The organism is Saccharopolyspora sp. 6V, assembly GCF_020176785.1.
GTDB lineage: Bacteria > Actinomycetota > Actinomycetes > Mycobacteriales > Pseudonocardiaceae > Saccharopolyspora_C > Saccharopolyspora_C gregorii.
Genome location: NZ_JAIUKB010000026.1, coordinates 24,382 through 38,313, shown reverse-complemented (window position 1 = coordinate 38,313; position 13,932 = coordinate 24,382). Strand labels below are relative to the sequence as shown.

Here is a 13,932-nt window from a genome sequence, read left to right as displayed (position 1 = left end):
GAACCTCAGCGTTTCCCTCGCTGCGGGATCTTTTTCCCGAGTGGCTCTGCCACGAGGGGAAAGCTGTCCTCGCGAGGGAACCGCTGAGAACCCGCGGGTGGTCCTGTTGATCGGGTGGTCGTCAGCTCATCGGCTTCGCCGCTGACATGCAACGGATACGACCTGCCGAGCAGGTTCACGGGCAGGCGGTCCTCGCTGTGGGTCGAGGTGGGCGGGTTCGGTCGGTAGGACCTTTCGCCGGGGTGGATTGGTCGCTGCGACGGTTTCCCGCACCTGGGAACGGTCGTAATGTGCGTCACATGAGCCGGTTCGTGGACGGGATCGTGGCCTCGGCGCTCGACGGCGGGGCGGACGCGCGCGGGCTGGTCACCGGCGAACCCCGCGCACCCCGGCGCCGCACCTGGGCCGAGGTGCACGAGCAGGCCCGGTGCGTTGCCGCCGCGCTCACCGGCACCGTCCGGCCCGGCGCGGCGGTCGCCGTGCTCGCCGCCGACCCCGGCCTGATCGCACCGGCCGTGCAAGGCGGCTGGCTCGCCGGGAACAGCGTGACGATGCTGCACCAGCCGACGCCGCGCACCGACCTGGCGCGCTGGGCGCAGGACGCGGTGCGGGTGCTCGGCGTGATCGACGCCGAGCTGGTGCTGCTCGGGCCGCCGTTCGAGCCGCTCGCCGACCTGCTCGACTCGCACCGCATCCGGTACCGCGACCTCGCGGGCCTCGTCGCGCACCCCGAGCCGCTGGCCGAGCCGGTGCCGGTGGCGGAGGACGCGACCGCGCTGCTGCAGCTGACCAGCGGATCGACCGCGGAGCCGAAGGCGGTGCGGATCACCCACGGCAACCTGGCCGCGAACACCGCCGCGATGGTCGAGGCCGCCCACCTGGACCCGGCGGGGGACGTGGCCGTGTCCTGGCTGCCGCTGTTCCACGACATGGGCCTCGTCGGCACCCTCACCGTGCCGATGGCGATCGGGATGGAGGCGGTGCAGGTGACACCGACCGACTTCCTCGCCGCCCCGCTGCTGTGGCCGAAGCTGATCGGCAAGTACGGCGGCACCGTGACCGCGGCGCCGAACTTCGCCTACGCCATCGCCGCGCGCCGGATGAGCCGCGCCGAGGACGGCGAGTTCGACCTGTCCGGGCTGCGGTTCGCGCTCAACGGCGCCGAACCGATCGACGTGTCGGCGGTCCGCTCGTTCACCGCGGCCGGTGCCCGCTTCGGGCTGGGCGACGCGGCGGTGGTGTGCGCCTACGGGATGGCGGAGGCGACGCTGGCCGTGACGTTCGCCGAGCTCGACCGGCCGACGCGGGTGGACGTGGTCTCCGCCGAAGCGCTGGAGGTGCGCGGCCGCGCCGAACCCGCCACCGGCGGCGGAACGCGATCGTTCGCGCTGCTCGGGCCGCCGCTGCCCGGGATGGAAGTGCAGGTCGTCGACGACGCGGGGAACGAGCTGGGCGAGCGCGCGGTGGGCCGGGTGCGGGTGCGCGGCGCCGCCGTCACGCCCGGCTACCGCACCGCGGACGGGCCGGTGCCCGCGCAGGACGCGGCGGGCTGGCTGGACACCGGGGACGACGGTTACCTCGTCGACGGCCAGGTCGTCATCTGCGGCAGGCGCAAGGACGTGATCATCATGGGCGGGCGGAACGTCTACCCGGTGGACGTGGAGCGCGCCGCGAGCGAGGTCGCCGGGGTGCGCGCGGGGAACGCGGCCGCGGTCCGGCTCGACGCGGGGAGCCGCCGGGAGCGGTTCGCGGTCGTCTGCGAATCGGCGTCCGCGGGCGACGGGGCGGCGGAGAAGGCGCTGCGCAAGGAGATCACCAGCAGCGTGGTGCGGGCCGTCGGCGTCCGCCCGGCCGCAGTCGTGGTGCTGCCGCCCGGATCTCTGCCGAAGACCCCGTCCGGCAAGCTCAAGCGCGCCGCCACCGCGGAACTCGTGCCGCCCGCCGCCGGCTGATCAGTGGAAGCGGTTCTGCGCGGCTTCCAGACCGTCCGCGGCCAGCGCCTCGACGGCGTCGGCGCACAGGTCCACGAAGTAGCCGAGGTCCTTGCGCTCCGCGCCGGAGAAGTCCTTGAGCACGTAGTCCGCCGGGTCCATCCGGCCCGGCGGGCGGTCCACGCCGAACCGCACCCGCAGGTAGTCCTTGGTGCCCAGCGACTTGGTGATGGACCGCAGCCCGTTGTGCCCGTTCTCGCCGCCGCCGCGCTTGAGCCGGACGGTGCCGTACGGCAGGTCCAGCTCGTCGTGCACCACGATCAGCGTCTCGGGGGTGGCCTTGAAGAACTTCGACGTGCCCGCCACGGGGCCGCCGGAGAGGTTCATGAACGACCGGGGCTTCGCCAGCACGACGCGGCGGGCGCCCAACCGGCCTTCGACGACGTCGGCGCCGGACTTGTGCGCCTTGAACCCACCGCCGACGCGGGCGGCGAGCTCGTCGGCGACGAGGAAACCGACGTTGTGCCGGTTGCCCGCGTAGCGCGGTCCCGGATTGCCGAGTCCGACGATCAGGACGGGCGAGTCAGGAGTGGTCACCAGGCTGCGTCCTCGGATGGGGGTCGCAGCTGATCAGCGGCGACCTCGGGATGGCCGGCCCCGTGCCGGGGCGGCCGCGCGGTGTTCGGCCCGGGCGGGCCGGAGCCGCGGCGGCCGGGACGCGGTTCACCGCATCCCGGCCGCCGGCCCGACGTCGTGGGCTCAGGACTCCGAGGCGGTGGCGTCCTCGGGCTCGTCCTCGACGACGCCCGCACCCTCGGCGTCGATCTCGGACTCCATGTCGGCGGCGCTGGGGGCCTCGCTGATGCTGGCGACCAGGCCCTCGGGGGCGGAGCTCAGCGTGACGCCCTTCGGCAGCCGCACGTCGGAGGCGTGGATCTGGGTGCCGTCCTCGGCGCCCTCCACGGAGACCTCGAACTGCTCGGGGATGTGCAGCGCCTCGGCCTCGACCTCGAGCTCGTTGAGGTCCTGGGTGACCAGGGTGCCCGGGGCGGCGTCGCCGACCAGCACGACCGGCACGTTCACGGTGACCTTCTCGCCGCGCTTGACCAGCAGCAGGTCGACGTGCTCGATGTAGTTCTTGATCGGGTGCGCGGTGATGGTCTTGGTCAGCGCGAGCTCGTTGGCCGAACCGGCGACCTCCAGGGTCAGCACCGCGTTCTGGCCGTTGTCGCGGACGGCGCGGGCGAACTCGACCGCGGGCAGCGACAGGTGCTTCGGGTCGGAGCCGTGGCCGTAGAGGACCGCGGGGATCTTGCCGGCGCGGCGGGTGCGACGGGCTGCGCCTTTGCCGAACTCGGTGCGCGGTTCGACGGAAATACGTACCTCGGACACGGTGGTGCACTCCTCGTGACGTCGGGCGGAACGGAACTGGTCGGCGGCCTGCGGCGGCGGGGGCACCACTTGCGTGGTCGGCGCGTACCGGACGGGGCGGCACCTTGTGCGGGCGGCGCCGGCGGTCCTTCGCGTCCACGAGGGCGAACACCGAGCCGCCGCGTCGATCACGCCGGGTGGCAGGACCCGGCCTCGCCGAGGCAACCCGAACAGTTTAGAGCCTGCGCGGGAAGGGGGCGCCGCCCGGGTGGGTGCAGGGGCGATCAGCGGTCCTCGCGGGCCGCGTCGTACTCGGCACGGGCGGCTTCCACGTCGGTCACGTGGGCTTCGGCCCAGTCGGTGATGGCCTGGATCGGGGTGCTCAGCGACCGGCCCAGCGCGGTGAGCTCGTAGTCCACCCGCGGGGGAACTTCCGCGTGGACGGTCCGGTGGAGCAGGCCGTCGCGCTCCATCGCGCGCAAGGTCTGGGTGAGCACCTTCGGCGCCACTCCGCCGATGGCCGCGCGCAGCCGGGTGAACCGCAGCGGGCCGTCCAGCAGGTTCAGCACCACCAGCGACGTCCAGCGATCTCCGATGCGGTCGAGCACCACGCGAGTGGGGCAGGCGGGGTCGTGCACGTCCGGGACCAGGTTGGTAACCACCAGGTACTTATAGCACTGTGAAGTCACTGGTCACCAATGGTTACCATCCTGGTCAGGTCCACGACTGGAGGAGATCTCGCATGCGGATCGTTCTGTTCGGCGCCACCGGGTACGCGGGCGGCCGGATCGCGAAGGAAGCGCTGTCCCGCGGCCACGAGGTGATCGGGGTGGCCCGCGACGTGAGCGGACTGCCCGAAGCCGACGGGCTCAGCGGGCGCCAGGGCACGATGCACGACCCGGCGTTCGTGCTCGACGTGACGAAGGGTGCCGACGCGGTGCTCATCGCCACCCCGGGCCGCCCGGCGGCCGACGGCAAGAAGCTGCTCGACGCGGTGCCGACACTGCTCGACGCCGCGCGCACCAACGGCTTCCGGCTCGGCGTCGTCGGCGGGGCGGGCAGCCTGCGCGTCGCCGAAGGCGGTCCCCGCGTCATCGACACCCCGGACTTCCCGGCGGAGTTCAAGCTGGAGGCGGGTTCGCACGCCGAGGTGCTGGACGCGCTGCGCGAAGCCCCCGCCGACGTCGACTGGTTCTACGTGAGCCCGCCCGCGGTGTTCGGCGCCTACGCGCCGGGGGAGCGGACCGGCACCTACCGGGTCGGCGGCGACCTGCTGCTGTCCGACGAGGCGGGGAACTCGACGATCGGCGGCGACGACTTCGCCCTGGCCTTCGTCGACGAGCTCGATGCACCGGCCCACCACCGCACCCGCTTCACGGTCGCTTACTGAGGCTTCGTGGGCTCGTCTCCGCTCAGCGGCTTCGCCGCTGACAGGCGAAGTGCGGCAGTGCCGGTGCCCGTGCGTCACGGTTTGGTCGCCGACGGGTGACCGGCACCACGCGCGGCGATAGTTTGACGCGCATGTCCGCAGACACGAGCTCCGGCCAGGGCGCCGAGAACGGCAGCGCGCCGCAGGTCCCGGCCACCGGCTGGGCGCGGTTCAAGCAGATCGGCCCCGGCATCATGGCCGCCGCCACCGGGGTCGGCGCGGGCGACCTGGTCGCAACCATGGTCGCCGGCGCCCGGTACGGGTACACGCTGTTCTGGGCGGTGCTGCTGGGCACGGTGTTCAAGCTGGCGCTCGGCGAGGCGGTCGGGCGCTGGCACCTCGGCGGCGAGCGCACGATGCTCTCCGGCTGGCGCTCGCTCGGCCGGTGGGCCACCGCCTACTTCGGCGTGTACATCGTGATCTGGGGCTTCGTGTACGGGGCCACCGCGATGTCCGCCTCGGCGCTGCCGCTGAACGCGCTGTTCCCGGTGCTGCCGGTCGGCGGCTGGGCGGCGCTGTGCGGGCTGCTCGGCCTGGCGCTGGTGTGGTTCGGCCGCTACGCGGTGCTGGAGAAGATCATGACGGTGCTGGTCGGGGTCATGTTCGTGACCGTCGTCGGCACCGCGTTCCTGGTCGGGCCGAACCTGCTGGAGCTCGGCGAGGGCCTGGTGCCGCGGCTGCCCGCGGGCTCGGTGGCCTACGTGCTCGGCCTGATGGGCGGTGTCGGCGGCACCATCACGATGGCCGCCTACGGCTACTGGACGTTCGCGAAGGGCTGGCGGACGCCGAAGTGGCTGCCGATCATGCGGATGGACAACACCGTCGGCTACCTCACCACCGGCATCTTCGTGGTGGCGATGCTGGTGGTGGGCGCGGAGATCCTGCTCGGCCAGGACCTGACCGAGAGCGACAAGGGCCTGCTCAACCTCGGCGACGTGCTCGCCGCCGACTACGGCGAATGGGCGCGGATCCCGTTCCTGGTCGGCTTCTTCGCCGTCGCGTTCAGCTCGGTGATCGGCGTGTGGAACGGCGTGAGCCTGCTGTTCGCCGACTGGTGGCGGACTTGGCGGCTGCCGAAGGAGGCGCCGGTGGAGACCGCCGAGGCCTACGACCACAAGGCGGGCATGCACAGCGCGCCCTACCGGATCTACCTGCTGTGGCTGACCTTCCCGCCGATGCTGCTGCTGCTGTTCAGCAAGCCGTTCCAGCTGACGCTGGTGTACGGGGTGCTGGGCGCGCTGTTCATGCCGTTCCTGGCGGGCACGCTGCTGGTGCTGCTGAACTCGCGCTCGATGATGCCGGCCGAGCACCGCTCCCGGTGGTTGTCGAACACGCTGCTGGTGCTGTGCCTGCTGCTGTTCGTCGGCGTGGCGATCAACGAGCTCGTCGGCCTGTTCTGACGAGCGGGACGGGTGTGACGCGCGCCTCTGCCGGAATGGTGGAAGCTTCAAACACGTTGCTCGGAGAAACCGCGAGCAAGGAAGTGATCATGACCTCGACCGATTCGACGACCGGCCTCCAGCTGTCCGAGGAAGCCCAGGACCTGCTGTTCCGCAACGCCCGCACGGCCAACACCTTCAGCGCCGACGAGGTCACCGACGAGCAGCTGCGCGCCATCCACGACCTGGTCAAGTGGGGCCCGACCTCCATGAACCAGCAGCCGCTGCGCATCGTCCTGATCCGCTCCGACGAGGGCAAGCAGCGCCTGCTGCCGCACCTGGGCGGGGGCAACCGGGCCAAGACCGAGAGCGCTCCGGTCGTCGCCGTGCTCGCCGCCGACACCGACTTCCACGAGAACCTGCCGCGGATGTTCCCGCACGCCCCCAACGCCAAGGACATGTGGGCGGACGACGACTTCCGCACCGAGCACGCCAGGCTCAACGCGAGCCTGCAGGTCGCCTACTTCATCCTCGGCGTGCGCGCCGCCGGCTTGGCCGCGGGCCCGATGACCGGCTTCGACCCGGCGGGCATCAACGCCGAGTTCTTCCCGGACGGCAAGCAGCAGGTGCTCGTCGTGGTCAACATCGGCAAGCCGGGCGAGGACCCGTGGTTCGACCGCCTGCCCCGCCACGACTACGACGAGGTCGTCACGACCATCTGATCGCGCTCGGCCCGCCCGCTCCGGGCCGACCGCCGCGGACGCGCAACGGCCCGGCCCCGAGGGGGACCGGGCCGTCGTGCGTTCGGACTTCGCTCAGGCGTGGCCGTCGAACAGGCTGGTGACCGAACCGTCCTCGAACACCTGGTGGATCGCCTCGGCGACCAGCGGGGCGATCGAGAGCACCCGCAGCGTGTCGAAGTGGTGGTCGTCCGGGATCGGCAGCGTGTTCGTCAGCACGACCTCCTTCGCCCCGCAGGACGACAGCCGCTCCACCGCCGGGCCGGAGAGCACGCCGTGGGTCGCCGCGATGATGACGTCCTTCGCGCCGGACTCCAGCAGCTGCTCGGTGGCCTTGGTGATCGTGCCACCGGTGTCGATCATGTCGTCGACCAGCACGCACAGCCGGCCTTCGACGTCACCGACGACGCGGTTCGCGACGACCTGGTTCGGCTTCGTGGGGTCCCTGGTCTTGTGGATGAACGCAAGCGGGGTCCCGCCGAGGTTGTCCGCCCACTTCTCCGCGACCCGCACCCGGCCGGAGTCCGGCGAGACCACGGTGATCTTCTCGTCGGAGTAGGTCTGCCGGATGTAGTCCGACAGCACCGTCTGCGCGAGCAGGTGGTCCACCGGCCCGTCGAAGAAGCCCTGGATCTGGTCGGTGTGCAGGTCCACCGTCATGATCCGGTCGGCGCCCGCGGTCTTGAACAGGTCCGCCATCAGGCGGGCCGAGATCGGTTCGCGGCCCTTGTGCTTCTTGTCCTGCCGGGCGTAGCCGTAGAACGGCATGACCACGGTGATGCGCTTGGCGCTGGCCCGCTTCAGCGCGTCCACCATGATCAGCTGTTCCATGATGGCGTCGTTGAGCGGCGTGCAGTGCGACTGGATCACGAAGGCGTCGCAGCCGCGGACCGACTCGTCGTAGCGGACGAAGATCTCGCCGTTCGCGAACTTGTAGGCCGATTGGGGCGTGACCGTCACGTCGAGTTGCTTGGCCACCTCCTCGGCAAGTTCCGGGTGGCTGCTCCCGGAGAAGAGCTTGAGGCTCTTCTTCGGGGTCGCAGACATGGCACTCACGGTCATCGTCCCTCCCCGTTGACGCCCATCATCGGGTGTCACTCGTCGGATTGGTGGTCAGGTCGTCAGATCCCGACCGCTGCTGAGCCTGCCGGGAGGCTCGATCGGCGGCGGTGTCCGGGCGGCGGCGAGCCACCCAGCCTTCGATGTTGCGCTGCCTCCCGCGGGCGACCGCCATGGCGCCCGGGGGGACATCTTGGGTGATGACCGAACCGGCGGCCGTGTAGGCGCCGTCCCCGACCTCGACGGGAGCGACGAACATGTTGTCCGCCCCCGTCCGGGCGTGGGAACCGATCACGGTGCGGTGCTTGGCGACGCCGTCGTAGTTCACGAAGACGCTCGCCGCACCGATGTTGCTGCCCTCGCCGATCTCGGCGTCGCCGACGTAGGTGAGGTGCGGGATCTTGCTGCCGGTGCCGATCTCGGCGTTCTTGACCTCGACGAAGGTGCCGATCTTGCCCTTCTCGCCGAGCCGCGCGCCGGGGCGCAGGTAGGCGAACGGCCCCACCGAGGCGCCGGGACCGACCTCGGCGCCTTCGCCGTGGGTGCGCACGACCGAGGCACCCGGGTGCACGGTGCAGCCGGTCAGCGTGGTGTCCGGGCCGATCAGCGCGCCCTCGCCGACGGTGGTGCCCGCGCGCAGCTGCACTCCCGGCTCCACGGTCACGTCGCGGTCGAGCACCACGTCGCAGTCCAGCCACACCGAGGACGGGTCGGTGACGGTGACGCCCTCGCGCATCCAGCCGAGCACCAGCCTGCGGTTGAGCTCCGCACCGAGCCGGGCCAGCTGCACCCGGTCGTTGACGCCCTCCACGAGCCAGGTGTCCGCGCACACCAGCGCGCCCACCGGGTGGCCGTCGGAGCGGGCGATGGACAGCACGTCGGTCAGGTACAGCTCGCCCTGCGCGTTGTCGGTGGACAACCGCTCCAGCGCGTCGGAGAGCACCGCCGCGTCGAACGCGTACACCCCGGAGTTGATCTCCCCGATGGCGGCCTGCTCGGCGGTGGCGTCCTTCTGCTCGACGATGCCGGTGACGTTCCCGGCGGCGTCGCGGACCAGCCTGCCGTAGCCCGTGGGGTCGTCGACGACCGCCGAGAGCACGGTGACCGCGTTGCCGCGCTCGTGGTGCTCGGCGAGCAGCGCGTCGAGCGTCGCGGTGTCCAGCAGCGGGACGTCGCCGTAGCTGACCAGCACGGTGCCCTGCCGCTGGTTCGCCAGCGCGGTCATCCCGCACGCGACCGCGTGCCCGGTGCCGAGCTGCCGGTCCTGGACGACGGTGTGCACCTTGCGGCCGAGGCCGTCGGCGACCTGCGCGAGGTGCTCGCCGACGGCGTCCCGGCCGTGGCCGATCACGACCACCAGGTCGTCCGGCCCGGTCCCGGCCGCCGCCCGCACCGCGTGCTCGACCAGCGGCCGGCCGGCGAGCGGGTGCAGCACCTTCGGCGTCGCGGAGCGCATCCGGGTCCCCTCGCCCGCGGCGAGCACGATGGTGCTGACCGCGGAGCCCGCGTTGCCGAGTGCGGAGGGGGAAGCGGAGGAAGCCGCGCCGGACGTGCTGGGGGCGGGCCGGGCGTTCTCGCCCTGAGGCATCAACGCACTCCCTTGGGTCTCAAGCGGGTTCGACGCCGACACGCCGGAGTCGCCCTGGTCGGTGTGGTCACGGTGAGCAGTCTCGCCGCGAACCGGCTGCTGGTGGCGTCCAAGCGGGTGAAGGGTAACCGGGGCGTGCCGCGCGCGCGCCGGTGGCCCTTCCCGCTTGTCCGGCGGACGCCGATGCTACCTGCCCGGTCCACCCCGCTCCGGACGTCGCGGCCGTCCCGAACTGCTGCTTTGTGATCAATCGGGCGGAATGCTGGCGGGTGGTCGCCGACGTCGCGGTGCGTTGCGGGCCGCCGGGTCCCGACTGCCCGCCCCGGGGACGGGTCGCTCACGGAGAGTGCACGCACGAGCATCGGCTGGGCCGGTCCGGGTGAACCATCAGCGGGGCTGCGGCGGGATCCAGGTCTCCTCGTCGTCGCCGCCCGACGACTCCACCGCGAACGTGGCCACCTGGTTACCGCCGTCCCGCTTGGCCTGGTACATCGCCGCGTCCGCGCGGGCCTGCACCTGCGCGCCGGACTCCTGCGGTCGCCGCGCGACCACGCCGATCGACAGCGTCACCCCGCGGGACAGCGCCTTCGGCAGCCGCGCGATCGCCTCCACCGTCCGCCGCAGCGCCGACTCGGCCGCGGCCAGCGTCACGCCGGGCAGCAGCACCACGAACTCGTCGCCGCCGTAGCGGGCCACGAAGTCGTCCACCCGCAGCGTGTCCCGCAGCGTGCTCGCCACGACCCGCAGCACGTCATCGCCCTCGGCGTGCGAGCAGCGGTCGTTGACCTCCTTGAAGCCGTCCAGGTCGACCAGCGCCACCGACAGCGGCTGCGCCTCCGGGGAGTCCAGCAGCGCGTCCAGCCGTTCGTCCAGCGCCCGCCGGTTGGACAGCCCGGTCAGCGGGTCCTGCAGCGCCTGCTGGGTGATCGCGTCGTGGCGCAGGTTCAGCCGCGAGTTCTCCAGCCGCGTGCTCAGCGTCAGGTAGCGGCCTTCCCGCATCGCCCACAGCTCGTTCTCCAGGTCCAGCACGTAGTCGTGCACCGCATCGCTGGTGGGCCGGTCCTGGTCGAGCTCGGTGAGCTGCGCGTACTCGCGGGCGAGCGAGATCCGCAGCGTGGGGTCGGCGGCGTCGCTGGTGACCTTGGAGCGGGTGTCGGAGAGCATCCGCACCGCCTCCGACCGCCGGCCCGCGCCGATCAGGCAGCGGGACAGCGCGATCGTCACGATGATCTTCTCGCGCGGGTGGATGGCCCGGTCCAGCGAGCGCAGCCGCCGCAACCGCTCGATGTGCTCCTCGCCGGGCTGGGCGAGCGCGTGCGCGGCGCCGAGCACCGGGATCTGGTCGGCGGCGGAGCGGTCCGCGAGCCGGGGGAACAGCGATTCCCGCCACGGCACCTCCACACCGAGCGCCAGCCCGGAGGCGGTGGCGAACCGCTCGCCCGCCGCGTCCTGCTGGCCGATGCGCTCCAGCCGCAAACCCCAGCCGAGGAACATCCGGCAGCGGTTCATCATGTGCAGCGCTATCTCGTGCGGGCCGCCGCTCTCCCGGATCCGGTGCAGCGCGCGGGCCATCACCTCGTCCGCGGTCTCGTACACGCCGAGCTGGGTGAGCACCGAGCCCAGGTCGATCAGCGCGGTCGCCAGCAGCCGGTCCCAGGAGCGCCTGCCCAGCGCGGTGTCCGGGACGGGTTCGTCCTCCAGCATGGCGAGCCCGCTGGCGACCTCGGTGATCGCGTTGTCCTCGCTGCCGGTGAGCAGCGCGCGCCTGCCGCGCAGCGCGTAGGCGTCGGCTTCCAGCACGGTCAGGCCGTGCCTGCGGCTGTGCGTGAGGAGTTCGTCCAGCAGCGGTTCGGCGCCGTGCGCGAGCCCGGAGGAGGACAGCCGCATCGCGGCGCAGTGCCGCAGCAGCTGGGCGACGATGCGGGGTTCACCGCGCCGCTGCGCCTCGGCGAGCAGGCCGTCGGCTTCGCGGATGGTGCCGCGCTGGCCCAGTGCGTCGCTGTTCTGGCCGACGGCGTTGAGTTCGCGAGCGCGACCGACCAACCACGCGTCGCTGACCTCGCTCAGCGCGGTTGCCGCATCGTCGCGCACGTCCGTCGTGTCCTCGCGCAGCGGCGCACACCCCCTGCTGGCATCCAAGCCCGGCCGGGGCCGGGGAGGTCGGCGATCGACCACGGTTCCCGTCGGGACATCGCGCACGGCGTCGCGGGGACCGCTGCTCCGCCGCCAGGACTCGAACCTGGACCATCAGAACCAAAATCTGAGGTGCTGCCTTTACACCACGGCGGATCGGGCGATGTGGTCCGGCGCCAGAGCTTACCGCCACGCCGACCGACCGCGGTCGCCCAGTCGACATCGTGGCATGCCCGTCCAGGGTGATCGTTCTCACGGGTGCACGAACGATCGGAACCGACGATCCGGACACGCCCGGGCGGTAGCGACACGCCGTATTTCCGTCGCCGGGGGGTGACGATTGTGCATCCACCAACTTACGCTGGCGTAGGTTACGGTCCCGTAGGATCTGCGGGGCCGACACCGCTTTCCCGGCGCTGCCGACCAACGTTCTTCCGCCACCTGACCCAGTAGAGGTACTGAGTATGACCGCAGCAACCGACGTTGCCCCCGAGACTTCCGGGGCCGAGTCCGGGCCCAAGCCGCTCACCGCGGGGGCCCGTCCCCGACTCGCCCAGTTCTTCGTCTACGCGTTCGTCCTGATCCCGTGCGTCGCGCTCGTCGCCGCGATCCCGTTCGCCTGGGGCTGGGGCCTCGGCTGGGTCGACGTCGGCCTCGCGGCCTTCTTCTACGTGTTCAGCGGGCTCGGCGTCACCGTCGGGTTCCACCGGCTGTTCACGCACGGCTCGTTCAAGTCCAACTGGCCGGTGCGCGCCACGCTCGCGATCGCGGGCATGACCTCGCTGCAGGGCCCGGTGATCACCTGGGTCGCCGACCACCGGCGGCACCACGCCTACTCGGACCGCGACGGCGACCCGCACTCGCCGTGGCGCTTCGGCAGCACTCCGGGTGCGCTGGCCAAGGGCTTCTGGCACGCGCACATGGGCTGGCTGTTCGACCGGAACATGACCAACGAGGAGCGGTTCGCGCCCGACCTGCACAAGGAGGAGCGGCTGGTCAAGCTGAACAACCTCTTCGTGCTGTGGACCGCGCTGAGCCTGGTGCTGCCCGCGGTGCTCGGCGGGCTCCTCACCTGGTCCTGGTGGGGCGCGCTGACCGGCTTCTTCTGGGCCGGGCTGGTGCGGGTCTCGCTGCTGCACCACATCACGTGGTCGGTGAACTCGATCTGCCACATGATCGGCGAGCGCCCGTTCAAGAGCCGCGACAAGGCGGCGAACTTCTGGCCGCTGGCGATCGTGTCGTTCGGCGAGTCCTGGCACAACTCCCACCACGCCGACCCGACCTGCGCCCGGCACGGGGTGCTGCGCGGGCAGCTGGACATCTCGGCGCGGGTGATCTGGTTCTTCGAGAAGGTCGGCTGGGCCTGGAAGGTTCGCTGGCCGAACGAGAAGCGGCTGGCCCGGATCGCGGTCACCGACTACAAGGGCTGACCCTCCGGCGGTCACGGCGGTGGAACCTCGCCGGGGCCGGTCCTCGCGGACCGGTGACCCAGCGGGGGCGCCGCCGGGCCGGCCTCCTCGTCGCGCGGCCGCGCGCCCGCCCTCCCCGGGCGCGCAGCGCCGCGCGCGATCGGGGAGGCGCGCACCTCGGCGGATCTCGACGGATAGGGTGACCTGCGTGGCAGCAGGACGGCGCAAGCGGAACTCGCCGGATTCGGAGACCAGGCGGCGTTCGGCCCGCACCACCCGAGTCCGGATGACCGGTGAGGAACGACGTCAGCAGCTGCTCGACGTGGCCAGGGCCCTGTTCGCGGAGAAGGGCTTCGAAGCGGCCTCCATCGAGGAGATCGCGCACCGGGCCGGCGTGTCCAAGCCGGTCGTCTACGAGCACTTCGGCGGCAAGGAAGGCATCTACGCGGTGGTCGTGGACCGCGAGATGCGCGCCCTGCTGGACCGCATCGTCTCGGCGCTCTCGGCCGGGCACCCCCGCGCGCTGCTGGAGCAGGCCGCGGGCGCGCTGCTCGAATACATCGACACCTGCACCGACGGGTTCCGCATCCTGGTCCGCGACTCGCCGGTGGCCTCCACCACCGGCACGTTCTCCTCGCTGCTCAACGACATCGCCAGCCAGGTCGAGCACATCCTCGGGCTCCAGTTCAGCGCGAAGGGCTACGACGCGAAGCTCGCCCCGCTCTACAGCCAGGCGCTGGTCGGCATGGTGGCGCTGGTCGGCCAGTGGTGGCTGGAGGCGCGCAAGCCGAAGAAGGACGACGTGGCCGCGCACCTGGTCAACATCGCCTGGAACGGCCTCTCCAACCTGGAGCACAAGCCCAAGCTCGGCACCTGGCGCTGACCTCCGTCCG

General features: G+C 71.8%; 12 protein-coding genes and 1 tRNA gene. 6 read left to right on the top strand and 7 right to left on the bottom strand.

Annotation, left to right across the window (positions count from 1 at the left end; all coding sequences use genetic code 11):
• Positions 1-299 precede the first annotated feature (299 nt).
• Positions 300-1,952 (top strand): fatty acyl-AMP ligase, encoded by a 1,653-nt coding sequence (locus tag LCD35_RS06110; protein ID WP_224958598.1) that lies wholly within the window; start codon positions 300-302, stop codon positions 1,950-1,952.
• Here the strand turns inward: LCD35_RS06110 and pth are convergent, their stop codons facing one another.
• The 3 genes from pth to LCD35_RS06095 all read right to left on the bottom strand — a co-directional run bounded on the left by pth (position 1,953) and on the right by LCD35_RS06095 (position 3,964).
• Positions 1,953-2,528 carry an aminoacyl-tRNA hydrolase gene (gene pth, locus LCD35_RS06105; protein WP_224958600.1) on the bottom strand — a complete coding sequence of 192 codons (576 nt, stop codon included), beginning with the start codon at positions 2,526-2,528 and terminating at the stop codon, positions 1,953-1,955.
• A 162-nt stretch (positions 2,529-2,690) separates the two neighbouring features.
• Positions 2,691-3,323, bottom strand: a complete 633-nt coding sequence (locus LCD35_RS06100; protein ID WP_224977939.1) for a 50S ribosomal protein L25/general stress protein Ctc — start codon at positions 3,321-3,323, stop codon at positions 2,691-2,693.
• A gap of 263 nt (positions 3,324-3,586) precedes the next feature.
• On the bottom strand, positions 3,587-3,964 hold the full coding sequence (locus LCD35_RS06095) for a winged helix-turn-helix transcriptional regulator (protein WP_374108039.1): 378 nt from the start codon (positions 3,962-3,964) through the stop codon (positions 3,587-3,589).
• Between the two features lie 80 nt (positions 3,965-4,044).
• Between LCD35_RS06095 and LCD35_RS06090 the strand changes: the two genes are divergently transcribed.
• The 3 genes from LCD35_RS06090 (at position 4,045) to LCD35_RS06080 (ending at position 6,832) form a co-directional block, all read left to right on the top strand.
• Complete coding sequence (locus LCD35_RS06090) at positions 4,045-4,692, top strand: NAD(P)-dependent oxidoreductase (RefSeq protein WP_224958604.1); 648 nt, start codon at positions 4,045-4,047, stop codon at positions 4,690-4,692.
• Positions 4,693-4,823: 131 nt separating this feature from the next.
• Positions 4,824-6,131 carry an Nramp family divalent metal transporter gene (locus tag LCD35_RS06085; RefSeq protein WP_224958605.1) on the top strand — a complete coding sequence of 436 codons (1,308 nt, stop codon included), beginning with the start codon at positions 4,824-4,826 and terminating at the stop codon, positions 6,129-6,131.
• An 89-nt stretch (positions 6,132-6,220) separates the two neighbouring features.
• Positions 6,221-6,832: a malonic semialdehyde reductase gene (locus LCD35_RS06080; RefSeq protein ID WP_224958606.1), complete on the top strand. Its 612-nt coding sequence runs from the start codon at positions 6,221-6,223 to the stop codon at positions 6,830-6,832.
• A gap of 93 nt (positions 6,833-6,925) precedes the next feature.
• Here the strand turns inward: LCD35_RS06080 and LCD35_RS06075 are convergent, their stop codons facing one another.
• The 4 genes from LCD35_RS06075 to LCD35_RS06060 all read right to left on the bottom strand — a co-directional run bounded on the left by LCD35_RS06075 (position 6,926) and on the right by LCD35_RS06060 (position 11,786).
• Positions 6,926-7,897, bottom strand: coding sequence for a ribose-phosphate diphosphokinase (locus tag LCD35_RS06075; RefSeq protein WP_224958607.1), 972 nt, complete (start codon positions 7,895-7,897; stop codon positions 6,926-6,928).
• 37 nt (positions 7,898-7,934) lie between these two features.
• Positions 7,935-9,365 (bottom strand): bifunctional UDP-N-acetylglucosamine diphosphorylase/glucosamine-1-phosphate N-acetyltransferase GlmU, encoded by a 1,431-nt coding sequence (glmU, locus tag LCD35_RS06070; protein WP_374108041.1) that lies wholly within the window; start codon positions 9,363-9,365, stop codon positions 7,935-7,937.
• A gap of 519 nt (positions 9,366-9,884) precedes the next feature.
• The gene (locus LCD35_RS06065) at positions 9,885-11,588 is read right to left on the bottom strand and encodes a diguanylate cyclase (protein WP_224958609.1); all 1,704 of its coding nucleotides are present in this window, start codon (positions 11,586-11,588) and stop codon (positions 9,885-9,887) included.
• 127 nt (positions 11,589-11,715) lie between these two features.
• Positions 11,716-11,786: transfer RNA gene (locus tag LCD35_RS06060), tRNA-Gln, on the bottom strand.
• A gap of 308 nt (positions 11,787-12,094) precedes the next feature.
• Between LCD35_RS06060 and LCD35_RS06055 the strand changes: the two genes are divergently transcribed.
• A complete protein-coding gene (locus LCD35_RS06055; RefSeq protein ID WP_224958610.1) occupies positions 12,095-13,060 on the top strand; it encodes an acyl-CoA desaturase in 966 nt (321 codons plus the stop codon).
• A 265-nt stretch (positions 13,061-13,325) separates the two neighbouring features.
• Entirely contained in the window at positions 13,326-13,922 is a 597-nt protein-coding gene (locus tag LCD35_RS06050; RefSeq protein WP_224958623.1) for a TetR/AcrR family transcriptional regulator, read from the top strand.
• Positions 13,923-13,932 lie beyond the last annotated feature (10 nt).

What these genes read in the sequence shown, in the direction of transcription:
- LCD35_RS06110 (WP_224958598.1), top strand. Translation starts at nt 300, where the DNA reads ATGAGCCGGTTCGTGGACGGGATCGTGGCCTCGGCGCTCGACGGCGGG.
- LCD35_RS06090 (WP_224958604.1), top strand. Translation starts at nt 4,045, where the DNA reads ATGCGGATCGTTCTGTTCGGCGCCACCGGGTACGCGGGCGGCCGGATC.
- LCD35_RS06085 (WP_224958605.1), top strand. Translation starts at nt 4,824, where the DNA reads ATGTCCGCAGACACGAGCTCCGGCCAGGGCGCCGAGAACGGCAGCGCG.
- LCD35_RS06080 (WP_224958606.1), top strand. Translation starts at nt 6,221, where the DNA reads ATGACCTCGACCGATTCGACGACCGGCCTCCAGCTGTCCGAGGAAGCC.
- LCD35_RS06075 (WP_224958607.1), bottom strand. Translation starts at nt 7,897, where the DNA reads ATGTCTGCGACCCCGAAGAAGAGCCTCAAGCTCTTCTCCGGGAGCAGC.
- glmU (WP_374108041.1), bottom strand. Translation starts at nt 9,365, where the DNA reads ATGCGCTCCGCGACGCCGAAGGTGCTGCACCCGCTCGCCGGCCGGCCG.
- LCD35_RS06055 (WP_224958610.1), top strand. Translation starts at nt 12,095, where the DNA reads ATGACCGCAGCAACCGACGTTGCCCCCGAGACTTCCGGGGCCGAGTCC.
- LCD35_RS06050 (WP_224958623.1), top strand. Translation starts at nt 13,326, where the DNA reads ATGACCGGTGAGGAACGACGTCAGCAGCTGCTCGACGTGGCCAGGGCC.